Annotated in this window: 21 protein-coding genes and 3 pseudogenes; 13 read left to right on the top strand and 11 right to left on the bottom strand. The window is 55.3% G+C overall.

Translation table 11 applies throughout. The annotated features are described in order from the left end of the window. Positions 1-96 precede the first annotated feature (96 nt). The 10 genes and pseudogenes from ACR0AA_RS03055 to ACR0AA_RS03010 all read left to right on the top strand — a co-directional run. Complete coding sequence (locus ACR0AA_RS03055; RefSeq protein WP_480755421.1) at positions 97-990, top strand: carbohydrate ABC transporter permease; 894 nt, start codon at positions 97-99, stop codon at positions 988-990. After that, complete coding sequence (locus tag ACR0AA_RS03050; protein ID WP_068340098.1) at positions 990-1,871, top strand: carbohydrate ABC transporter permease; 882 nt, start codon at positions 990-992, stop codon at positions 1,869-1,871. The genes ACR0AA_RS03055 and ACR0AA_RS03050 overlap by 1 nt, the downstream gene beginning before the upstream one ends. A gap of 6 nt (positions 1,872-1,877) precedes the next feature. Beyond that, the gene (locus ACR0AA_RS03045) at positions 1,878-2,990 is read left to right on the top strand and encodes an ABC transporter ATP-binding protein (RefSeq protein ID WP_480755420.1); all 1,113 of its coding nucleotides are present in this window, start codon (positions 1,878-1,880) and stop codon (positions 2,988-2,990) included. Next, complete coding sequence (locus ACR0AA_RS03040) at positions 2,987-4,477, top strand: GMC oxidoreductase (protein ID WP_480662838.1); 1,491 nt, start codon at positions 2,987-2,989, stop codon at positions 4,475-4,477. The genes ACR0AA_RS03045 and ACR0AA_RS03040 overlap by 4 nt, the downstream gene beginning before the upstream one ends. Beyond that, positions 4,474-5,232 carry a 3-ketoacyl-ACP reductase gene (locus ACR0AA_RS03035; protein WP_480755419.1) on the top strand — a complete coding sequence of 253 codons (759 nt, stop codon included), beginning with the start codon at positions 4,474-4,476 and terminating at the stop codon, positions 5,230-5,232. The genes ACR0AA_RS03040 and ACR0AA_RS03035 overlap by 4 nt, the downstream gene beginning before the upstream one ends. Before the next feature lie 16 nt (positions 5,233-5,248). Next, positions 5,249-6,835, top strand: a complete 1,587-nt coding sequence (locus ACR0AA_RS03030) for a GMC family oxidoreductase (protein ID WP_480662842.1) — start codon at positions 5,249-5,251, stop codon at positions 6,833-6,835. 2 nt (positions 6,836-6,837) lie between these two features. Then, complete coding sequence (locus ACR0AA_RS03025) at positions 6,838-7,146, top strand: Dabb family protein (RefSeq protein WP_480662843.1); 309 nt, start codon at positions 6,838-6,840, stop codon at positions 7,144-7,146. Between the two features lie 4 nt (positions 7,147-7,150). Continuing rightward, positions 7,151-8,320 carry a dihydrodipicolinate synthase family protein gene (locus tag ACR0AA_RS03020; protein WP_480755418.1) on the top strand — a complete coding sequence of 390 codons (1,170 nt, stop codon included), beginning with the start codon at positions 7,151-7,153 and terminating at the stop codon, positions 8,318-8,320. A 5-nt stretch (positions 8,321-8,325) separates the two neighbouring features. Continuing rightward, entirely contained in the window at positions 8,326-9,333 is a 1,008-nt protein-coding gene (locus ACR0AA_RS03015) for a LacI family DNA-binding transcriptional regulator (RefSeq protein WP_480755417.1), read from the top strand. Positions 9,334-9,396: 63 nt separating this feature from the next. After that, positions 9,397-10,038 (top strand): annotated as a pseudogene (locus tag ACR0AA_RS03010) (IS6 family transposase); the annotation flags it as partial. A gap of 289 nt (positions 10,039-10,327) precedes the next feature. Here the strand turns inward: ACR0AA_RS03010 and ACR0AA_RS03005 are convergent. The 8 genes and pseudogenes from ACR0AA_RS03005 to ACR0AA_RS02970 form a co-directional block, all read right to left on the bottom strand. Next, positions 10,328-10,786, bottom strand: coding sequence for a hypothetical protein (locus ACR0AA_RS03005; protein ID WP_480662849.1), 459 nt, complete (start codon positions 10,784-10,786; stop codon positions 10,328-10,330). A gap of 437 nt (positions 10,787-11,223) precedes the next feature. After that, positions 11,224-12,291 carry an L-glyceraldehyde 3-phosphate reductase gene (gene mgrA / locus ACR0AA_RS03000; protein ID WP_480662851.1) on the bottom strand — a complete coding sequence of 356 codons (1,068 nt, stop codon included), beginning with the start codon at positions 12,289-12,291 and terminating at the stop codon, positions 11,224-11,226. 125 nt (positions 12,292-12,416) lie between these two features. Then, positions 12,417-12,941 carry a cysteine dioxygenase family protein gene (locus ACR0AA_RS02995; RefSeq protein WP_480662852.1) on the bottom strand — a complete coding sequence of 175 codons (525 nt, stop codon included), beginning with the start codon at positions 12,939-12,941 and terminating at the stop codon, positions 12,417-12,419. 223 nt (positions 12,942-13,164) lie between these two features. Further along, the gene (locus ACR0AA_RS02990; RefSeq protein WP_480662854.1) at positions 13,165-13,434 is read right to left on the bottom strand and encodes an HlyU family transcriptional regulator; all 270 of its coding nucleotides are present in this window, start codon (positions 13,432-13,434) and stop codon (positions 13,165-13,167) included. A 270-nt stretch (positions 13,435-13,704) separates the two neighbouring features. Continuing rightward, a complete protein-coding gene (locus ACR0AA_RS02985) occupies positions 13,705-14,583 on the bottom strand; it encodes a DUF3604 domain-containing protein (RefSeq protein ID WP_480662886.1) in 879 nt (292 codons plus the stop codon). After that, positions 14,563-14,652: pseudogene (locus ACR0AA_RS02980) on the bottom strand (IS5/IS1182 family transposase); the annotation flags it as partial. The pseudogene ACR0AA_RS02980 and the gene ACR0AA_RS02985, both read right to left, overlap by 21 nt. A gap of 167 nt (positions 14,653-14,819) precedes the next feature. Then, the gene (locus ACR0AA_RS02975) at positions 14,820-15,383 is read right to left on the bottom strand and encodes a flavodoxin domain-containing protein (protein WP_480662856.1); all 564 of its coding nucleotides are present in this window, start codon (positions 15,381-15,383) and stop codon (positions 14,820-14,822) included. Between the two features lie 331 nt (positions 15,384-15,714). Continuing rightward, positions 15,715-16,899: a ferredoxin reductase family protein gene (locus tag ACR0AA_RS02970; protein ID WP_480755416.1), complete on the bottom strand. Its 1,185-nt coding sequence runs from the start codon at positions 16,897-16,899 to the stop codon at positions 15,715-15,717. A 399-nt stretch (positions 16,900-17,298) separates the two neighbouring features. Between ACR0AA_RS02970 and ACR0AA_RS02965 the strand changes: the two genes are divergently transcribed. Further along, positions 17,299-17,802, top strand: coding sequence for an Hsp20/alpha crystallin family protein (locus ACR0AA_RS02965; RefSeq protein ID WP_480662860.1), 504 nt, complete (start codon positions 17,299-17,301; stop codon positions 17,800-17,802). A gap of 217 nt (positions 17,803-18,019) precedes the next feature. Continuing rightward, positions 18,020-19,612, top strand: a complete 1,593-nt coding sequence (locus ACR0AA_RS02960) for a trypsin-like peptidase domain-containing protein (RefSeq protein ID WP_480662862.1) — start codon at positions 18,020-18,022, stop codon at positions 19,610-19,612. Between the two features lie 173 nt (positions 19,613-19,785). Here ACR0AA_RS02960 and ACR0AA_RS02955 read toward each other — a convergent pair. The 3 genes and pseudogenes from ACR0AA_RS02955 to ACR0AA_RS02945 all read right to left on the bottom strand — a co-directional run. After that, positions 19,786-20,183: pseudogene (locus ACR0AA_RS02955) on the bottom strand (IS5 family transposase); the annotation flags it as partial. 130 nt (positions 20,184-20,313) lie between these two features. Continuing rightward, positions 20,314-20,490, bottom strand: coding sequence for a hypothetical protein (locus ACR0AA_RS02950; RefSeq protein ID WP_480666378.1), 177 nt, complete (start codon positions 20,488-20,490; stop codon positions 20,314-20,316). Positions 20,491-20,494: 4 nt separating this feature from the next. Next, positions 20,495-21,811, bottom strand: a complete 1,317-nt coding sequence (locus ACR0AA_RS02945) for a SagB family peptide dehydrogenase (protein ID WP_480755415.1) — start codon at positions 21,809-21,811, stop codon at positions 20,495-20,497. Between ACR0AA_RS02945 and ACR0AA_RS02940 the strand changes: the two genes are divergently transcribed. After that, complete coding sequence (locus tag ACR0AA_RS02940) at positions 21,787-23,142, top strand: cytochrome P450 (RefSeq protein WP_480666381.1); 1,356 nt, start codon at positions 21,787-21,789, stop codon at positions 23,140-23,142. The genes ACR0AA_RS02945 and ACR0AA_RS02940 overlap by 25 nt on opposite strands. Positions 23,143-23,238 lie beyond the last annotated feature (96 nt).

Raw genomic sequence — 23,238 nt, 5'->3', positions numbered from 1 at the left:
TCGTGATCCTCCCGATGGGGCGGCGGGTTGGTCGCCCTGTCACCAAGAGGGCGCAATCGCTCCGACCCACAACTACTCGAACGAGGAGGGCGCGCCATGGCTGGTTCAGCCGACGCGGATTTCAAGACACGCCTTCAGAACTGGATTCCCAAGCTAGTCCTGTCCCCATCGATCGCGATGATGACGGTCTTTGTCTACGGTTTCATTCTGTTTTCGGTCTACCTGTCCTTTACTGACAGCCGCATTCTGCCGACCTTTGGTTGGGTCGGGTGGGAAAACTACGACAAGCTGTGGCGGCTGAGCCATTGGGAAACATCACTGATCAATATGGGCATCTACGCCAGCCTGTATATCGTGATCTGCACATTCCTTGGGCTGGGTCTTGCGATTTTCCTCGATCAAAAAATCAGCGGTGAGGGGTTGCTACGCCCGATCTATCTTTACCCGATGGCGCTGAGCTTCATCGTCACCGGCACCGCGTGGAAATGGTTTCTGGATCCCGGCATCGGCTTGGAAAACGTGATGCACACCTGGGGTTGGACGAGCTTTGAGTTCGACTGGATCAAGAACCGCGACTATGCGATTTACACGGTTGTTCTGGCAGCGGTCTGGCAGACCAGCGGTTTCGTGATGGCAATGTTTCTGGCTGGCCTGCGTGGGATCGACAACGAAATTCTGCGGGCAGCGCAGATGGATGGGGCCTCGAACTGGAACCTCTATCGCCGAATTATCATCCCGCAACTGCGCCCCGCATTCCTGTCGGCCTTCGTGATCCTCAGCCACCTTGCGATCAAGACCTTTGACCTTGTAATCGCCCTAACCGGCGGTGGGCCCGGTCGTGCCACCGAACTGCCCGCGACCTTTATGTATTCCTATACGTTTACACGGAACCAGATGGGCATCGGTGCGGCCTCGGCCACGATTATGCTGATGACCATCGCGGCGATCATGATCCCCTACCTTTACGCCGAATTGCGGGAGAAACGCTGATGTCCCAAGCAACTCAGGATACCGCAATCCGCACCGGCCGCGTTACGCGCACACTGATCTATCTGGTGCTGCTGCTGTTTGGTCTGTTCTACCTGCTACCGCTCTATGTGATGCTGGTGAACTCGGTCAAACCGCTGGAAGAGATCACCGGCGGCGGCATGATGAACCTGCCGCAAGTGTTCACAATCGAACCGTGGCTCAAGGCGTGGTCTTCGGCGCAGATCGGCGTCGACCCGACGGGGCTGAAGCCCTACTTCTGGAACTCGATCAAGATGGTGGTTCCGGCGGTGATCGTCTCGACCATCCTAGGTGCGCTGAACGGCTACGTGCTGACCAAATGGCGATTCAAGTATGATACCATCCTGTTCGGTCTGATGCTGTTCGCCTGCTTCATTCCGTTCCAGATCGTGCTGATCCCGATGGCGCGGATGCTGGGGATCATCGGTCTGGCCGGTACCACATGGGGTCTGGCGCTGGTGCATGTGGTCTATGGGATCGGCTTCACGACGCTGTATTTCCGCAACTACTATGCCGTGTTCCCGACCGAACTGATCCGGGCTGCCCAGATCGACGGAGCCGGGTTCTTCCAGATCTTCTGGCGCATCTTGCTGCCCAGTTCCGGACCGATCGCAGTGGTGTCGATCATCTGGCAGTTCACCAACATCTGGAATGACTTCCTGTTCGGTGCCTCGTTTGCCGATGCCAACAGCCAACCGATGACCGTTGCACTCAACAACCTCGTGCAGTCGTCAACCGGTGTGAAGGAATACAACGTTCATTTCGCAGGCGCCATTCTGGCCGCCATGCCAACTTTGCTCGTCTACATCGTGGCCGGTCGATACTTCGTCCGCGGCCTGATGGCGGGTTCCGTGAAAGGATAAGACCTGATGGGTTTTCTGGACATAGACAACGCGACCAAGTCCTACGGATCGGTCGAGGTTCTGCACAAGGTCGATATCTCGGTGCAGGAAGGTGAATTCCTCGTGCTGGTCGGCCCTTCGGGCTGTGGTAAGTCGACCTTGCTGAACATGATCGCGGGGTTGGAAGAAATCACCAGCGGTGAAATACGCATCAAGGAACAGGTGATGAACGGGGTCCACCCGTCGAACCGAAACATCGCCATGGTGTTCCAAAGCTACGCGCTTTACCCGAATATGACGGTCGGGCAGAACATCACCTTCGGGCTTGAGATGCATGGCGTGCCAAAGCCCGAGCGTGAGAAGGCCATGCAAGAGGTCGCCAAGCTGTTGCAGATCGAGCAACTGCTGGATCGTAAACCCGGCCAACTGTCAGGTGGTCAGCGTCAGCGGGTGGCTATGGGCCGTGCGCTGGTACGGAACCCCGATGTGTTCCTGTTCGATGAACCGCTTTCCAACCTCGACGCCAAGCTGCGCGTCGATATGCGGACCGAGATAAAGAAGCTGCACCAGAACCTTGGCACGACCATTGTTTACGTGACCCACGACCAGATCGAGGCGATGACCCTATCTAGCCGCATTGCGGTCATGAACGGTGGCTATGTGCAGCAACTGGGCACGCCGCAAGAGATCTATGACACGCCAGCCAATATCTTTGTGGCAACTTTTATGGGCTCACCCGCGATGAACGTTTTGCCTGCGAAAGTGACCGTTCTGAACGGCCGACCACATGCCGAGGTCGCCATTCACGACGGGTCGATGGCGCAACTCCCCTTCAGTCAGGATAACCTGACGGCATGGGATGGGCGCGACATTCTGTTGGGTATCCGTCCGGAAACTATAACCGATATGGATGGCGCGGATCGGAAGTCTTCGAATATTGCGCAAATGGCCAATCGTATTGTGGTCACGGAACCTGCAGGGTCTGACACGTTTGTGTCGATGCAACTGGGCGGGCGCGACGTGATCGCCCGGATGCGCTCGGATGCCGAGGTCGCACCGGGTCAGGATTTCCCCTTTGCCGTGAACATGGAAAAGGCCGTTGCCTTTGATCCGGAAAGCGAGATGCGGATCCTTCCATGACCCGTGCTGACGTCATCATCATTGGGTCGGGTATCGGCGGGGCAACTCTGGCTGCAGCACTCGCGCCGTCCGGTTGCCGCATCCTGATCCTTGAACGAGGTGAGCGTTTGCAACCCTCGCCGCAGGATCGGGACCCACAGGCGATCTTTGCCGACGGGCATTTTCGCCCCGATGAAACATGGCTGGATGGGGCAGGTAAACCCTTCAACCCGGGAAACTATTATTGCGTGGGCGGAAACTCCAAGTTCTACGGAGCGGCATTGATCCGTTACCGGAAAGAGGATTTTGAGCCGCGTCAGCATATGGGCGGCCATTCGTCCGGCTGGCCCATGTCGTATGAAGAGCTGGAGCCCGACTATACTAGGGCCGAGGAGCTCTACGACGCGCACGGGACCACTGGCGAGGATCCCACCGAACCGCCGCACAGCAGAGGCTATCCATTCCCACCAGTGCCGGATGAAGCGGACATTGCCGACCTGAGGGTTCGGTTAACCCACACCGGGCTGACACCGTCCTCGGTGCCGTTGGGCGTGGACATCGATGCATGGCTTGCGGCGGGACAAACCACTTGGGATGCGTTTCCAAACACGCGCGGCGGCAAAATGGATGCGGAAACCCGTGCGCTTTCCGCGGCTTTGAAACACGACAATGTTGAATTGTTGACTGGTGCCCGCGCCCGGAAGCTTATTGCCGGCGGTGACGGGCTTATCGCCAGCGTTAACGTTGACGGGCATGGCACCTTGGACGCGCCGATTATCGTTCTGGCGGCCGGGGCGGTTCAGTCGGCGGTCTTGTTGCTGCAATCTGCGAATGACAATTGCCCAACTGGTCTTGCAAATCGCTCGGATCAAGTTGGGCGGAACTTTATGAACCACAATTGCTCGGCAGTACTGGCCTTGCATCCGCTGCGACGGAACCGCGCTGTTTATCAGAAGACACTGATGTGTAACGACTATTACAACGGTGACGAAGAAGGCGGTGCGCCGCTGGGCAATATTCAGATGCTGGGTAAGATCACCGGGCCGATCCTTGCATCACAAACCCATTTGCCGGGTCCAATTGCTGCGCTGATCGCCAATCGAAGCTTCGATTTCTATGCTATGTCCGAAGATCTGCCCAATCCGGACAGCCGCGTGACGGTTGAAGGCGACCAGATCAGGCTGGATTGGAAGCGCTCAAATTGGGCGGCGCATGAGGCCCTTGTAGCCCGGTTGAAGGCGCATCTTAAAAAAGCGGGTTTTCCGGTGGTGCTGTCACGGCCATTTGACCGGCGCACGCCGTCGCACCAATGCGGGACGGCTCGGATGGGAAATGATCCGGCTAGCAGCGTCGTCGACACGTATTGCCGCAGTCACGACCACAAGAACCTGTTCATCGTCGACGCTTCGGTCCTTCCGACGTCTGGTGCGGTTAACCCGGCCCTTACGATAGCCGCACTGGCGTTCAGGGCAGGTCGTCACATCATTGATACGGAGTTTTCCGCATGACCGGAACAGCATTGGTGACCGGAGGACAACAGGGCATTGGTCTTGGGATCGCGCGCGCCTTGATCGCGGCGGGGTACAAGGTGGCACTAGCCTCTCGCTCGACACCCGACAAACCGGTCGTTAAGGCGGCTTTGGTAGAGCTTGGTCCAAGTGCAATTTATGTGCAGCACGACGTGTCCGACATTGATCACGTTCCGGCGCTACTGGATCAGGTCGAAGCCGATTTGGGCCCGATCACCGCGTTGATAAGCAACGCAGGGGTGGGAGCGCCGGTGCGTGGTGACATGCTGGATCTGAAGCCCGAGAACTGGGATTTCGTGCAGAACATCAACCTGCGTGGACCGTATTTTCTGGCGCAAGAGGTGGCCCGGCGTATGTTGGAGCAGCCGCAAGAAACCTATCGTTCGATCACCTTTGTCACTTCGGTCAGCGCGACGATGGTGTCGATTGAACGGGCCGAGTACTGCGTGTCCAAAGCGGCGGCGGCGATGATGGCCCAACTGTTCGCGGTGCGCATGGCCCCCCATGGTATCGGCGTTTTTGAACTGCGACCGGGCATAATCGCGACTGAGATGACGGCAGGCGTACGCGACAAGTACACCGACCGTATCGAAGGCGGTCTTGTTCCCGCGGCACGCTGGGGTGAGCCCGAGGATATTGGGTGCATCGTCGTCCCGCTGGTTCAGGGGCAGATGCATTTTGCGAACGGTGCCGCCATCCCGGTGGATGGCGGCCTGTCAATCTTACGTCTGTAAGTCAGGACACATAAGAATGTCTGAAGGATTTGATTTCATTGTCATCGGAGGTGGCTCAGCAGGATCGGTGATCGCTGCGCGTCTTTCCGAAGAGCCGTCGGCGAGTGTGCTGTTGCTAGAGGCCGGCTCAACCGACCGCCACCCATTCTTTCACCTGCCGGCCGGATTCGCAAAGATGACCAAGGGTATAGGCAGCTGGGGTTGGTCCACGGTTCCGCAAAAGCATATGCAGAACAAGGTCTTCAACTACACCCAGGCCAAGGTGATCGGAGGGGGATCGGCGATCAACGCGCAGATCTATACTCGTGGCGCGGCGCAGGATTACGATGACTGGCGGCAGATGGGTTGCGAGGGGTGGGGCTACACCGACGTGCTGCCCTATTTCAAAAAGTCCGAAGACAACGACACCTACGATGACGAATTTCACGGCAAAGGCGGACCGCTAGGCGTGTCCATGCCCGCAGCACCTCTGCCAATCTGTGATGCCTATATCAAGGCAGCCGGGGAAGTGGGAATTCCCGAAACACACGATGTGAATGGCGCCAAACAGGACGGAGCTGGGTACTATCAACTGACCCAACGCAACGCTCGGCGCTCATCTGCCGCGATGGCGTTTATTGCGCCGAACCGCAGCCGCCCGAACCTAACCGTGCGCACCGGAGCGCAGGTCCGCCGCATCACGGTGGACAAAGATAGGGCAACCGGTATTGAGATGATGAATGGTGACAAGATCGCCGCCGCGAAAGAAGTCATTCTGTCCTCGGGTGCCATTGGTTCACCGCGTTTGTTGCAACTGTCCGGTATAGGTCCGGCGGATCAATTAGACGGTCTCGGCCTAGACGCGGTTTATCATCAGCCTCAGGTCGGCGCGAACCTGCAAGACCATCTGGATCTGTATTCCATTTGCGAGGTGACCGGGCCGCACACCTATGACCGTTTTGCCAAACTGCACCTCTCGGCCTTGGCCGCGCTGCAATACGCGTTCACCCGCAAAGGGCCGGTTGCGTCCAGCCTGTTTGAAACGGGTGGGTTCTGGTACGCCGATCCGGATGCACGCTCGCCCGACATTCAGATGCATCTGGGGCTGGGCACGGGCATCGAGGCGGGCGTCGAGGCAATGCCAAACGGTGGGGTCACCCTAAACGCCTGTTTCCTGCGACCAAGGTCGCGCGGAACGGTTAGGCTGCAAAGCTCCGACCCTGCGGTCATGCCACTGATCGATCCCAACTATCTGGCGGATCCTTATGATCGGGAGATGTCCATTCGTGGGTTGAAACTGGTGCAGAACGTCCTCGCACAGGAGGCCTTGAAACCTTACATCCTCGCCGAACGCCTGCCGGGGCCGGACGTGCGGACCGAGCAGGAGTATTTCGACTTTATCTGCGTGCATTCCAAAACCTCGCACCACTGCGCGGGCACCTGCCGGATGGGCAGCGATGCAGAGGCCGTTTTGGACCCGCGTCTGCGGTTCAACGGGATCGAAGGGCTGCGCGTCGCGGATGCGTCGATCATGCCGACGGTCAATTCCTCGAACACCAACGCTCCGACAATCATGATCGGCGAAAAGGCTGCTGACATGATTAAACAAGACCAAGGTTTCTGAACATGATCCGCCATATCGTACTGACCAAGTTCCGCCCTGACGTGACCGAAGAGACCATCGGGGCCATTTATAAAGGCCTTGCAGCCGTGGCTGAGGCGCTGCCGGGGGCCAGCGGGTTCACCGGTGGCCGTAGTGAAAGCCCCGAGCAGATCGAACGCGGATACATGCATGGGTTCGTGATCGACTTCGAAGATTGGGCGGCGCTGGAGACCTATCAAAACAACGAAACGCACAAGGCGCTGGGCGCGCAACTGGTCGAGAACGCCGTGGGCGGCATCGACGGCATTCTGGTTCTGGATTTGGAGGTCTGAGACAATGAAACTGATTTTGCCAAATCCTGAGGGGCAGCTTGAACCCTATGCGCTGACCGGAACTCCGTTAGTGCCGCGCGCGCCGCAGGTGCCTTTGACGCGGACAGCCTTTGCGGCGGCGCACGTTGTCTCGGACCCGCTGGCGGAACGCGACCCCTGGGATGGTCGCCCGGCAGTGGATTGGGATGCGACCTTGCGCTTTCGTCAAGGGCTGTGGGATCAGGGTTTGGGTCTGGCCGAGGCAATGGATACTGCTCAGCGCGGGATGGGTGTGGATTGGGCGACTGCGTTGGAGCTGATCCAGCGCACAATGACAGCCGCAAAGGCGCACCCAATGTCACCACGTGTCGCCTGTGGGGCAGGGACAGATCACCTGCCGCTGCGCGCGTTGAATACCGCTGGCGAAATCCTGTCGGCTTACGAACATCAGGCTGAAGCGATTGAGGCTGCCGGTGGTCAATTGATCCTGATGGCTTCGCGCGCTTTCCCGGCGATCAACGCGGGCCCGGATACCTATCATGACGTCTATCGCGCGCTGATTGACGGTGCGGCGGAACCGGTGATCCTGCATTGGCTGGGCGACATGTTTGACCCTGCTCTGACCGGCTATTGGGGCAGTGCGGATGTCGATACCGCCAGCAATTTCGTCCTGTCTATGATCAATGAGAATCCGGCCAAAGTGGACGGGATCAAAATTTCCTTGCTGGACCAAGCGCACGAAGAAGCCTTCCGCGCGCGATTGCCGGAAGGCGTGCGTCTATACACCGGTGATGACTTTAACTATGCGGATCTAATTGCCGGGGAAGACACGCATTTCTCGCATGCGTTGCTTGGAATTTTTGCCGCCATTGCCCCTGCGGCCAGTCAGGCGCTTGAAGCGTTGGCGATGGGTGACATGGATCGCTACAATGCGCTGTTCGCGCCGACCGTTCCCCTCAGCCGAGAGATATTCAAGGCCCCGACGCGGTTCTACAAAGCAGGGATCGCGTATCTGGCGTGGCTGAACGGGTCGCAGTCCCATTTCATCATGCCGGGCGGGTTCCAATCCAGCCGCGACATCTGCCACTACGCGCAAGTCTTCAGGCTTGCGGATCAGGCCGGTTTGCTCTCGGACCCGGAACTGGCTAAAGCACGGATGACCACGCTTCTCAGCCTGCATGGAGTTGAACAATAACCTGAATGCGCAGACCCACGATCATAGATGTTGCCAACTCGGCAGGCGTTTCAAAATCCACGGTCAGCCTGGTTCTGCAAGGCAGCCCGCAGGTGAAGCAAGAGACGCGCAAGCTGGTTCATGCCGCGATGAAAGAGATCGGGTACGTCTATAACCGATCGGCGGCAAATCTACGGTCAACGGGAACAGCGCTTATTGGTTTGGTAATCAACGACCTGACCAACCCATTTTTCACTGAGTTTGCGACTTCCTTGCAGATGGCACTGGGGTCCCGAGGCTATGCGGTCGTTGTGGCCAATACAAACGAAGACCCCGAGCTTCAAGATCAGGTGGTGGGCGCGATGCTGGAGCATGGGGTTTCCGCCTTGATCCTATCGCCTGCTTATGGCGATGTCTCGAACACCTTGTCCGCGGTCGAGCGAGCTGGCATCCCTTTGATGCAGGTCTTGCGGCAAGTTGAAAGCGAAACGGCGAGATTTCCCTTTATCGCCCCCGACTATGCAGAGGGTGGTCGAGCCGCTACGCAGTACCTGATCGAAACGGGTGCGCGGAACATCGCTTTCATCGGTGGTCTGGATGGCGCCGAAGTTACTCGCGAAAGACTGTCTGGCTACATTGGTGCAATGAGGTGCAACGGCATACAGCCTATTGTGAAGACAGGGGAATCCAGTCGGTCATTTGGGCATGAAGCAACGATCAGCCTTTTCAAGGAGCATCCGGAGTGCGACGCCGCAGTTTGCTTTAATGACCTTATTGCCTTTGGGATGATTAATGCCTGCCATGAAGCGCAAATTAAGATTGGCACGGAGTTTCAGATCGTCGGTTTCGACGATATCAAGGAAGCCTCGGAATGCTGGCCAGCACTGTCTACGGTACACTGCGGCGTCTCTGAGTTTGGCGAACAAGTGGCAGACATTGTTTTGCTATGGCTGCAGGATGGAGTTACGCCGGCACAACATGCGCGCACTTCCACGCGTTTGGTTTTGAGGCAAACCACGAAAGACAAAGAATAGCCTGAGGGTCTTGTCAGAAGAACTTGGCTTGAGGCGGGCAGGCGTGTTGCGTAGCTTTTTCCCATGACCAGACCTGCCTCTTTCAAGTATTTCAAAACCAGTCCTGAGATCATCCGTCTTGCGGTGATGCTGTACATCCGTTTCCCGCTCTCGCTTCGGAATGTCGAAGATCTGCTGCACGAGAGAGGCATCGACGTGAGCCACGAAACTGTCCGATATTGGTGGAACCGGTTTGGCCCGATGTTTGCTGCTGAAATCAGACGGAAGCGTGTTCAGCAGCTGCGCGCATTCTCCAAATGGAAGTGGCACGTGGACGAGGTTTTCGTGAAGGTAAATGGCAAGCGGCATTACCTTTGGCGGGCTGTTGATCACGAAGGCGAGGTGCTGGAAGCCGTTGTCACCAAACGCCGAAACAAAGCTGCAGCACTGAAGTTCCTCAGGAAATTGATGAAGCGGCACGGTTGCGCCGAAGAGATCGTCACAGATCGCTTCGCTTCTTACAAGGCTGCTCTCAGAGAGCTTGGTGCGACCGAAAAACAGCATACGGGCAGGTGGCTCAACAACCGCGTCGAGAATTCGCACCTTCCTTTCCGACGGCGCGAACGCGCCATGCAACGTTTTAGGCGGATGCGAAGTTTGCAGAAGTTCGCCGCCGTCCATTCCTCCGTCTACAACCATTTCAACCAGGAAAGATCGCTAGCCAGTTGAGACATCTTCAAGCTGACCCGCGCCGCCTCTCTTAGCGAGTGGCGTCAACTTTGTTCCGGATAGGTTCGCGGTTTCCGCGGCAAACTGAGACTGGTTCGAATTCGTCTGACAGCACCTTCTCCGGACCTCATGACTGCGCCGATTTGGTGAATAGCTTGCAAGCCGTTGGATTTGATAGGTTCTTCTATTGCATAACTGAACACTTCGACACGGGTGGCGTTCGCGAGATGGAACCGGCATCGAACATCTCGTCAGAACACGCGGTCGGCGATTTTCTCCATAGCCCTTACTTGTCCTCAAGGAGGTCGGGCTGTTCTGGTGCCGCACCACCCGTGGCGAACAGCGACTCTATGATGTCTTTCAGGACGCGCCGCCGCTCCATGATGGTCTTCAGCCTGTCAATAAACTGCGGGTCTTCATCGTTTTTTGGGGAGATGTTCTTCTCGACCAGCCGAACCGACGGTGGATCGAAATTCAACATCTCGGAGAAGACCTCGTTCGGACGGTTCTCCAGTCCTTCCCGTAGGCTGTCATCGTCAGACCGATTTCCCCAGCGCGTCATGTAGTCCGGCGGCGCTGCCTTCCATCTGGGGAGAAATTCAGCCACGAAGTTATCGCGGAAAGTCTTCCGGTGCGCATCGAGCGCTTCTCGGACTTTTTTACGATAACGCTCACGACGCGGAATGGTACGTGCAGCGTCACTGTGTTGGGGATCGGCGTCCTGCTGGGCATGCCGCCGCCTCAATGGGTTAATTGCCTATATGGAGAAAGGCAAAGGAGTCGTGGCAACAGGACCCACATACGATTGGTGCTTCGCGCTTGGTCGAGACGAGTTCGTTGACAAGATCACGCAAAATGTACTGGACCGCTTCACCTCTTAGCGGCTTTGGTGTTGGCAAGATAGATAATTGAAATATTCGCTATGCGTTGCCATAGCGGTAAGCGCTGTGCGGTTTGGGTTCAGTGAGAGCCTCCGCTAGCTGTTCATATTTTTGTTCTATTGCGTCTCTAGAGCGGTTGTTCACTCGGACCAAACATTCCGTAGTGTGATTAACGACGGCTTTGTCCGCAAAGCAGTCGTGCGAGCAACTAGCAGCGAATAGCAGCTTCGAGCCCTAAGCAGAAACGCCAAGCGATTACGCAGAAAAACCTGCTCACACCAAAAATCAGTGGTCAACAATTCTACTCAGTTTCTGAGGATCGCGCCCATAGGTTGATTTCCTCTTCCGAGCTGACCTGATCAATCTTGGCGAGTTCCGCTTCGGTAAATTCCAAATTCCGGACCGCACCTACGCAATCCACGATTTGCTCAGGTCGCGAAGCGCCAATAAGGGCTGTCGTAATCCGGTCACCTCTCAGCACCCAAGCAAGCGCCATCTGAGCTAATGATTGACCGCGTGACGCCGCTATGTCGTTTAGAGCCCTGACACTCGTCAGTGAACGTTCATTGATCATGCCTTCCAATAGAGACGTGCCTTGGGTTGCACGACTGTCTTCGGGAATGCCGTTCAGATACTTCGATGTCAAAATACCCTGAGCAAGTGGCGTAAACGCAATCGATCCCACGTTCAATTCGTCAAGCGTATCCAACAGCCCGTCCCGCTCAACCCAACGGTTGAGTAGGTTATACGACGGCTGATGGATCAGGCACGGTGTGCCAAGGTCTTTCAAGATGGCCAGCGCTTCGCGCGTTCGTTGCGAGTTGTAGCTTGAAATTCCGACGTAAAGTGCGCGTCCAGAGCGCACTATATAGTCTAGGGCTCCCATAGTTTCTTCCAGAGGGGTATCTGGATCATAGCGGTGGGAATAAAAGATATCTGCGTATTCTAGCCCCATCCGTTTGAGCGACTGATCACAAGAGGCCACAAGATACTTTCGTGATCCCCACTCCCCATAGGGGCCCGGCCACATATCATACCCTGCCTTGGTAGATATGATGAGTTCGTCCCGATAGCCTGCGAAATCAGTTTTTAGAATTTCGCCGAATGCTTCTTCCGCCGATCCCGGCGGCGGGCCATAGTTATTTGCTAAATCAAAGTGCGTTATACCCAAGTCAAAAGCAGTGCGACAGAGATCGCGCTTTGTCTGGTGCGGGGTATCTCCACCAAAGTTGTGCCATAACCCAAGGCTGATCGCGGGTAGCTTTATGCCAGACTGCCCACAACGGCGGTAGACCATTTGCTCGTAGCGGTCCGGATTGGGAAGAAACGGGCGCGGCCGAGGCTTCGGGGGGCGTTGTAATTTGCTCATCTGTCCATAATCCGAGATCATCACCCCGTGTCAATTCAACGAGATAGTAATCGGCAAACAGCGAAGCCTGCCGTATAGACGAAACATGCCTCAGGCATTGTCAGCGCAGATTGTCAAACTGCAAACTAGTCCTCGAATAACGCGCGAACCTTCGACATGTCATACGCATGTTCCGTCAGGTTTTCAGGATCCCATTCGCTTCGCCCAGCTTCAAAAAAATCCCCGCCGTATACGTGGATTGCTCCGGTCAACTTGGGGATAGGGTTTGTGACCGAGTGAATGAGGTCCTTACCAAGCGGAGCATAGTCACCCGTCGACAATGCTCGAGCCCCCGCCGCTTCAATGCGTCCGTTAGGGTCATCTGCTACGCGCCGCCAAAATATGTTATCTTCTCTACCACCATAAATACCGATCACGGCCCACATTTCGTGATTGTGGGGCATTATGGTCATTCCTGGCTTCCAAACGACGTTGACGATTGTCAGATCACCTGACTTGTAGATGGGAAAGATTCCGCTTTCGGTCGGCTCTCCCAAGGCTTGCGTCACGCCCGCGGGATCGCGCATCGCCCGGTCCACTACTTGAGCCACCGATTTGTGAGACGCGTCCCGATCCACTGCGGTCCGGCAGTCCGCCACAAACTGTTCCATGTTCCACATATCTTCAGCCCCCAATTGCATACTATAAAGGCAACAGGGTAGCACAGGCTGCAAAATAGACGAAATTGGGACCCAGATTGCAGCTGCATGTTTCGGGTATCTAAGACTTCCAATGACTGCTTGGCCTGCTTAGCGTTCGTTCGCCAAATCGGGGGAATGTCTACTTTGCGGGACATCCGTCGATTGCATCGCATACATTAGGCTGTCTGTTTGCTTAATCGAAAATGCGTTCGCCCTGCTCGTCGATCACCTGTTTCGCCTTTGCGATGCTGAAGCTTTCGCCCTGATCCCGGGTCTCAAAAACATCCGCCCGGATCACAGTATGGGTCTTGCGATCTCCGTCGATGGTCTTTTCGATACGGGCTAAAAGGCGGTATTTGCCACCTTCGGGCATCAAGTCCGGAAAGATTTCGAACCCTCTGTAAGAGACCGGCTCCGGCTCCGACTTTTCACCGCCACCGAAAAGTTTAGAGAAGAGGGACATTGGGCGGCTCCTTTCAGCGTTGCTATGACGGGAGACTAGCGCCGCTTAGGACAGGCGTGAAGCATGTCGTGCTATTGGAACATTTGTCTTCGGTCCGTTGGCACGGTCCTTGCGTTGCCTAATACGTCCAGATCCGCGGTAATAGTCCATTCCTCCGCACCACTCTCCCTTGTACGGACGGTCCAAAACCGCCATTCTGACACGCTGCCACCAACGACCGCGCTGAGCCCAGAGCAGACTAAGTAATTTTAAGTCTTAACTTAATATCACTTATCCCTGAGGTGTGTACCAGATTGGCGACGTATAGGCCCTTTCTTGTATAGACCGAGGGGCTTCGTCAGGGATCTCCGTTCCGAACACCTTTGCATCGTATGTCGTCCAGCGCGGCGTCGGTATGGCCAGCACTCTGACGTAGTAGAACGCGCTTTGCGTCGGGTCGTAGTCCGGGTCTTCGCAAAATCCGGCGAGAATTGCCTGACCGATCTCGTTTGTCCAAGACGCGTTTTCTACGTCTACCGTATTCCCAACCGGTCCGTCACAAGCCGCGTTAATAAGTGCACGCCCACCACAAGCAACATCATAAACCCGTTCCGACGTTGTGCCGTCGCTATTCAGCCAGCCTTTGATAATCTGAATGCGGTCGAGGTTCGCCCCATCGGGATCACGAAGCGCACGAACCAGAAAGCGCGGAGAGCGACCGTTACTGTCCACTGGCAAATCCGCTCCCATCGGGCCGCCATTTTCGTATCCATACTCAGCAAAGTCAGCGCGCGGCAGGTCGGTTTCATCAAATTCGTATCCAGCAAAGACGCGAACGCGCATACGCGGTCCTGTGGTTGCATAGACTTCTTTTCGAGCAAAAATATCCCAAATGGCCTCGCGGGTGTTTTTCCTTGCCCAAATGGTCGCCAAACCCGACGCCGAAGTCTGCGATGCATATTGGGCAACACTCTCGTCACCACCGATACCGCCGACGACCTCTTCAAATCGGATCGGGTCAGCAGTAGGTTCAACAGCCGCGACTTTCCCGAAGAAATTGTCCTCGCCTACCGTGGACAGCGATGTATGAGCATCAGTTGAGCCGCTCGCGCCAAATTTGAACGGGTTTGTCCCAGTTTCCGCCTCGTACCTGTCGTACCGGGTTGCCACACGGCGCCAATCCTTGAGCCTGCCAAACATGATCTCGATCCGGTTGCCGCGTTTGTATCGGCGCTTGTGGGCCTCCCATTTGCGAGAGTCAGTTTTTGGAGGAACGACGCAAGCAATGTTGGAGCAGAAAAAATCGCCAGTGCTATTCGGGCGCTGATTACGTGAACGGGTGGCTGCGACTTACTGGTAGCCATAGCTATTCAAGTTCATCGGAAAAAGGGAGCAGCCAGTTGTTTTTAGGGGCCCGCTTGAGGCTGATGCCGGTTTGCCCGACCGTTTCCGCTAAGGAAGTTTATCACAATTGATGTCAACTCGTCCCAGTCTGTAAATTCCCGTGCGCCATCTCGTGGATCGATATTTTGACCGCGCAAGACGACGTGCTTTAGAATCTCCCTCTCAAAGTACCCGTAGTTTTCGGGCCTCACCGCGCCTGCGATCAACGCCGTCGCATTTGGTTCAAAACCTGTTCGCATAAGCATTTCGTTAAGATAGTCACGCGCTTCTTCTCGACCTGACTCGAAAGCAGCTTTTAGGCCGATGGAAAGCACGAGAGACTCTCGTTTCATTAAATCCTCTCGATGTGACGCGACGAATGCCTCGAATGACTCGGGGTGCCTACGCTCGTGGACAGGGGCAAGAAGAATAACCTCGGCCACATCGTCAAGCGACATGTGACCGCGCATTTCATCAGTATTGATCAGCCTTATGTCGAAACCGGCTTCCTTCGCGATATTGCCTACGAAACGTGCAATCTTTGTCGTCTGACCTTCGACTGTAGCGAAGGCGATGAGTGCGGTCATTCCGATCCTCCCAAAAATCGGTCTGAATAGATTGCTTATTATGATTAAGTGGCGTGCGTTGCCCTTGATCTCCATCAAAGGCAATTCTTGGGAACATATCGGGATAGTTTGGGTATGAAATTGCTGTCCACGCGGAGAGTGTTTTTGGGAAAGCTCTCGACGACAGCTATTTCTAAGAGTTTTTTTCGGCTGACAATTTTCAAACTAGCCAATGCATAATGGTCTGTCTTTCTACCTAAAGGAAAAGGTCAAGACAGCGATAAAGACTAAAAAACTGATACCCCACACTGCAAACTTCACCTGTCGGCGTGCGGGCAGGTTTCTGAGCAGTCTAGTCATAGTCAAACCTTTCAGACAAAATCCTGTGGGACGCGGTGCCCCGCGCGATCAGATGATCTTCGACGGCGTCCATCATGGCAGGGGGGCCGCAGAGAACAAAAAGCCAGTTTTCAAATTGTTCAGAAGACAAATTGCGGTCCAACAGGGGGCCGTCGACCAAGCCTGTCTCTCCGGACCAATCTTTTGGTGGCTCGGAAAGAACAAATACTGTTTCTTCTTCGGACAACTCCCTGGGATAAACAATCTGCTCTTCCACCCGGTTGCCATAGATAAGCTTGAGATCGCGTTGTGTTTCACTCAACCGAACCTGACGCATAATGCTCAACATGGGGGCGATCCCGACACCACCCGCGATCAGAACAATGCCTTTCTCAGGGCGGTGGCTGATCGACAGATTCCCGTGCGGGGCATCCAGATAGGCCGTGGTTTGCGGAGCGATCTGCCCGAGACCGCATGTGAAATCCCCAAGCTCCTTTATCACGAATGAAACTTCGGGGCCTTCGGCTGGTGCCGAACTAATCGAGAATGGGTTCTCGTGCAGCGAGAAAGCACTGTGGCCAACGTTTAGCCAGGCAAACTGCCCTGCTTCGAAGGTTAGTCCGTTGTGACCATTGGGCTTGAGGCGCAACTCCCATTGCTTCGGTGTTAGTCGAGACACAGAAGCAACGCGCCACGGCCTTTTTCTCTGACGTAAAGGCCGAACGAGATAGACATACAGCAAAGTTCCAACTGCAATACTGGTCAGGGCAAGCCAGAGATACGTCAATAGCGGATGCCCACCGTAGCGCCCGGCATAGACAGTGTGGTGCAACAGCAAGCACGCAATTACGACGGCTCCTAGCCCGTGCAAGAGGCGCCATGTTTCGTATTTGTAATCAAGGGATTTGCGGGCAATTGCCGAGGCGACCAGAATGAACAGTAAAAAATATGCGCCGATGCCCGATACCAGCGTAGAAAAGTCGGTCGAAATCGTAAGTTGGTTTGTTTCATCCCACGGGCGTCGTCCGCCAGAAGGCGTACCCTGATACAGAAGCGGGTGTATTAGCGCAAAGCCAAGCGCTGTACGCGCCATCAACTGATGCACCCGCATGGTTACATCCATACCCAGACCGGAAGAGATGAACTTGAACCGCCCAGACAGAAGGAACTCGACTAAGATTATTGAAAAAGCGAGCATTCCAAGCCCGGACGCGAGCTCTTGATGAAATGATCGCGGTTGCCATCCCAGGGACCAAGAAAAACCCAAGGGAGCCAAGATCAGCAAAACGTAAATCAGCGCCAGATAAGGCCATTTCATACGGTTTTGCTCCACTGTGCTAGAGTTAGGCAACTCGGGCTCATTTAGATTAAACGCTAAGCTGACCTGGGGCTCCGATCAAGACTACTGAGATTAGTGTTAAGTCCGCTACGACGCGGCAGGTTTGTTGGACGACGATTCCCGTTTCTGTTCATTCAGCCGGTGTGTGCGATCTGGCGAAAGATGAGGTTGCATGCTTGCGCAAGATCAAGGTCTTAGACCGCGCTTTCTGTCATAATATTGCGCGCGCGAAATCCGACCAAAGGAGGAGGCTGAAAAATGCTAGAAGACAAAAAGTCCCCGCAACTTTTCACTGGAACGCATCCGCTCTCCGACAACTTTCGGCGTGAAATGGAAACCCTGATGTCGCGTTTTTTGGGGGGAGGATCACCTTTCCTGCCAATGGAAACAACCGCGCAACGCACGGGTTTTCCGTCTCTTGACATGACAGGTGCGATTTCACCGGCAATCGATGTCCAGGAAACGGATTCTGCGATAGTTCTTACGGCTGAATTGCCGGGGCTCGAAGAGGATGACGTTGAAATTGAAGTCAAGGACCGCAGGCTAATATTGCGCGGTCAGAAGAAGATTGCGCATGATGAAACGGGGGATCTGCGTGTCAGCGAAAGAAGCTATGGCAGCTTTTCAAGAGCCATGACGCTGCCAGACACTGTGGAAGTCGAAAAGATTTCAGCAACGTTTGACAAAGGCGTTCTGCATATCGAGATGCCGAAGGCTGAGCCCCAGGATCCAAGCCGCAAGATCAAGGTATCGACTAAGTAGACGGTCGGGTGGTTCTTAGCCTTCCGAATTCACGACAAAACTGAGGGCCGACAATCGGTCGGCCTTCTTCGAAGCGCGAACCAATAGGTTTCTTGGTTCAATCGGTTCGAACGTTGCAAGTGATTGTATCAACATCTTTTTGTACATTTACATGTGGCGATGGGATTGGTGATGCAGCGTGGTAGAATGCCCTCACGCGTTTGGATAGGGGGCCATAATGCGAAAACCAGAAACGAGCAGCATTGCATCCTCAGGGGATGGTGGTGAAGGTGAGGTGCGGGCCTTTCTGGAGAGCCTGACAGGTCCATCGCGGGGAAACGTGAACTGGCTTGTCGGTAAAGCCCTGACTGTTTCTGTTGATGATGGCAGGGTGCTAAGCCTTCGACCTAAAGATGACCTGCCTCCCCATGATAACGATATTGCCGCGCTTCACTGGGCTGACGACGGTTACACGATAACCGCGTCAGCAGGGCGCAATGTATGGGTAAACGGGCAAAAAACCTCATCGACGCTTCTGAGGCATGGCGACATGATCGAGTTCGGTGAAAGGGGCCCCATGTCTCGATACAGGTTGTGCGATCACTCATTTCCCGCGCACCACACAGTCGAAGATATCCTCAGTGACGCATATGCTTACACCCGAACGAGCCGTCGACCTTTCGCCAAAAAGATGTCTGGTGCCCTGCGCGATAGTGGGCGGCGGCTTGCGTCTCAGACCACGATCCTTTTCAGGATCACAGTACTTGCAACGCTCCTTTTGATCGCGGGGTTTGGGTACCTGCTTTACCAAAACGACCGGCGCTTGGCGGATAGTATCGAACAGGAGTCCCGCAAGATCGAAGCGGTCGCGGTTATGCTCGCCCAGACGCGAGAAGATGCACTTACGCCTGATGACTTGGCTTCTTTGCGTGACGCTTTTGAGAACCAAGTTCTGTCGACCGAGCAGCGTCTTGGAACCTTGGAGCAGCGGGCCGGCGCCCCCGCGCGGGTGATCGCTGCCTCGACCCGGTCCGTCGCTTTCCTTCAGGGGGCTTATGGATTGCGCCACGTAGAAAGCGGGAAGATATTGCGGCATGTATTGGGACCGAACGGAGAAAACCTGAAAACCCCATTCGGCCAGCCTTGGATCGAACCGGATGGGACCGGCGAACCTGCAGAATTTCAGTTCACCGGAACCGGGTTTTTGATTGCTGGTGTACCTTTGATGGCCACCAATCGCCATGTTGCTTTGCCTTGGACTTCGGGGAACCGAGAGAAAGCACTGAGTGATGCTGGTCTTGAGCCTGAGATGTTGAGGCTGCTGGCCTATTTGCCTGATCAGACGGAACCAATAGAGGCGCGTTTGGTCCGGTTCAGCGAAACGGCTGACTTGGCGATTTTGGCAGTAGAGCCAAGCCGCGTTCAGGACCTCGGAATTCCTTTGGCGGATGCCACGTCGCGCGTAGGTGAAGAGCTTTATCTGTTGGGGTATCCAACGGGTTTGAAAGCACTGATCGCGCAGGCTGGTCCGGGCTTTCTAGAGGAACTGGAAGCTGAAGGAACGTTGAACTTTTGGTCGATTGCGTCCCGGCTTTCCGCTCAAAGCAAGATTCACCCCCTAGCAAGCCGGGGGATCGTTGCGCGGACAAGTGAGAGCGCCATCGTTTATGACGCTGAGACCACGACCGGTGGGAGCGGGGGGCCAGTATTGAATCGGAGGGGTGAGGTCGTTGCCATCAATGCTGCGATCCTGCCCGAGTTTGGTGGTTCAAACATCGGCGTCCCGGTCTCACATCTCAGAGCTGTGCTGGGAGAAGCGGAAAGCCAGTGATCATTCGCTCGTTCGGAAGCGCGAGTTTTAAACGAAGAACACTGTAGCGAGTGAAACGATCACTGAGATCAGGGCCACGGAGATCAGCAGGTATCCAAGTTGACTGTAGTTTGCGGTTGGCGTGACCTCACCGGTCTCAGGGTTGGTGACAGCGCGTGTGACGACGTATGTCTGGTTGTCAACAGGTTCAGCGTGCGTCCCTGACTGTCGCAGATCGCGTGCAGTTTGGTGTTCATGCCGCCCTTGGTTCGGCCAATCAGGCGTCCACGCCCCCCTTTTTGACGCCCATGCTGGTCGCTGTCCGGTGAGCCTTCAGACAGGTCGCGTCGATCATCACAGTCTTCTGTTCGCCGTGCCCGGCGGCCAGCCCAGCCATCATTCGCGCGAAGATGCCCTTGTCGCTCCACCGTTTCCATCGATGGTCCAGCGTCTTGTGCGGTCCATGGGCAGCAGGGGCATCCCGCCACCGCAAACCATTGCGATTGATGAAGATAATCCCGCTCACCACACGCCTGTCATCGACGCGCGGCTTGCCGTGGGGCTTCGGGAAGAAGGGCTCCAGACGCGCCATTTGCGCATCCGCAAGCCAGAAGAGATCAGACTTGTTCACCGCTCGTTTTTGAACCGTGAATCACGCCGTAAAACGGAAATCAATGGGTCCCGACGCTAGTATAGTAGTGTCAGCCTTCTTCCAGATAGGTTCACAGTTTCCGCAGCAAAATGAGATTGGTTCGAATTCGTCTTACAGCACCGCCACCATCGGTCTTGGTGACCGTTTCATTACCGATCAGATAACTATCCGCACCAATGCCAGCGGCGTCGGAGTTGTCGAATTGGAAGGTTCCGCGACGGACATTGACCTTTGCGTCCCCCGTCAACAACTCACTCACTTGACCCAATAGTCATTTCGCCAACCAATGGCGCATCATGCACATTTCGCCCGCTGACATTTGCGAAGACTAAAGAGTTTCCAGTTCCCAGGGGGCATGCTGCTAACTTCATCGCCTCGCTTGCAAGTTGAACATTTTGATAAACAGCACCAACTTCTTTGAGGACCAATGAGTACGCCAATGCACCGTAGGCGGTGCGGGTGGTCGCCATGTCAGCAGTTAGAAGAAGCAAAATTTGTGTGTGCGAAACACAGTTGGCTGACACGGCGGCATCTTTCAAAAGACTCTTGAGAGCAGGACTGAATTCGCTAACCCTTGTGAGGCCGTGACGCCTGCTATCGTAGGCATAAAGCCCTGGCACCAAACCGTCACAATGATTAACAACAAGATACGCAGTCAATGGGTGTATACCACCACCACTGGGATAGGAGCGGTGACCATTCTCTTGGTAGAAACATCGGAAAAGCAACTCGTTGAGCTGCGCAAGACTGATCGGTGTGCGACCTTGATCACGGCGACTACTTCGACGGCGGGACACCAGCATATGCGGCGGGTCGCTTGCAATAATATCCGCGATATCGGGAAGCGGCAGCGCAATGTCCGGAACATGTTTGGATGGGTGTTCAGACTCATGCGATTTCCCCGTTTTTCCGAGTTTTTTCCTTGCGAAACCGAGGCGTGTTTGACTGTGGAAAAGCGCTTCATGCACAGGCGGTTTAGGTGCCGCAGTGCCGTCCAGCAAATCGCACCACGTAAAGAGCCGCATCAAAGCCTCGAAAGCAGGGGGGGCAAGACCCGGCACGCAATTTTGGGCCTGCGCCGCCTCAGCGCCCTCGGACAGCCCAAAAAGCAATGGGCCAAGCTTTGGGTCCAACAGATCTATGGTCGCCCAACTGCCCGGAGCCAGCGCTCTGAACCCATTTTGTTGGGGCTGCAAAAGTGTCTGTTGAGAAAGCCGAATAGTAGCATCCGGTTCGAATACCGGAAGTCTGCTGCTGGGCGCGCGTTGTGGCACACAAACAGCGATAGGCTGAGCGTTCTGCATGACGAAACGGCAGAGAAAGCCGCGCTGATCGAGGCGCAACAAGAACGACGCACAGTTAACCTCTGCATCTGGGCTTGGGTCGAGGCAAGCCGTCAGTTCCTCCTCACTCAAACAGCCTTGGGCGAGTTTCTTGGCAAGCGAAATATGGGCATCGTCGGTAATAGATATCGATTCAGTAGCGCTGTGCAATTTCGCAACTTCGTCGGTCTCGTCGAGCAGGACGTCGGGAGCCAACCCATATGCCCAAATATTTGGCTGGTTCATCACGAATACCCTTGCAGGACGTCAAATTGACTTTGCCGCCCGGACCGGCCGGCACCCAAAATGCGCGGCTCAATGCGAAGTTTTTTCACCGCAGCCCGATCGACTTTCTCAGTCAGCTGGCGGATACGTTCGGAAATGTTTCGAGCTTTGATCTGGGCACGGGACCGATCATCTTTGTAAATGATGCTGACCTTGCCCGGAACCTTTTTCGCTTCCACGAGGCAGATCTGCGCAAGCCTGATTTTTTGCGAGTCTCGAACACCGGATATTGGGGCGACGGGCTGACAACGCTGGACGATCCTGAAATCTGGCGCCAGCGTCGCCAACTCTTGCTGCCGCTCTTTCGTTCTGCGTTGCGCGAACCTCGACTTTTCTTGACGGGACAGCTCACGGAGTCGATCACTGCCCATTGGGCGGACAGAGAACCGATTGACCTTGCGCATGAGGTTCGGTTGTTGATTGCTCGCATCGCGCTGCGGACAGTTTTGGATGCCGATCTTGAGGGTTGGGGGACTGCTCAGGAGCGCAGTGGCCTTGTGCCTTACCTCGAGGGTTACGGAGAGGATTTCACTGCGACTGCGGGCGGTACCGAAGGAGCGGTGCAAATGACGCGCCCTCGGGCACCCAGAAATATGGATGGGGTCCTGGCCATCATCTGCGCTCGTTTTGAGGAATTTGTTGATCGAGGTGACGTTCTCTCGGCCTTGGTGAGGGCACACCACATGGCTCCCGACGTTCTTTCCAAACAAGACGTCGTGGGGGAAATTGTTCAGATGCTTTTTGCAGGCCATCTAACTATGCCATTCGCTTTGACGCAGTTCTGGACCGACATTGCCGACAATGATCTGGACTGGCAACTGGTCGATGAGGTGGCAGCCCTTGATGATGCTGAACGTTTCAGTAATGCGACGCTTGGCACAAGCCGAACAATGGCGATTTTGCGAGAGTCGATGCGAATGACGCCCCCGGCACCAATTCTTTATCGTGAAGTGGCGCGCGGCTTTCGATTGGGTGACCACCAACTGGCTGAAGGGCATGGAATTTGGGTCTGCCCGGGTCTGCTGCATCGAGATCCTCGTTACTTTTCGCAGCCTTCTGAGTTTCAACCTGAACGCTTTGCCGCGGGTCGTATTCCGCCGGTTTCGGCCAAAGCGTATATGCCTTTCGGGGCCGGTCCAAGAGTTTGTATTGCGGCTGCTCAATCCTTGTCACAAATGGTCGTCATCATCCAAACAATAGCGCGCAGCTTTAAGTTGGAACCTGTCCCGGGAGCGCCCAACAGATTTGAAGTCCGACGTCGGTCTGCAGCCGGAAGCTACACAAGTCCGTGATGTATGCGCTTCATTTAGGTTAACTCTTAGCCAGAAGACACACTCACAACTTGATCGTGTTTTTTGCCTGTGTGAAAAGGTTAACAAAAAGCAGCA

It is taken from the genome of Ruegeria sp. CE8 (assembly GCF_056537465.1).
The sequence above is the reverse complement of the archived record's forward strand: the minus strand, read 5'-3'. Positions and strand labels throughout refer to the sequence as shown.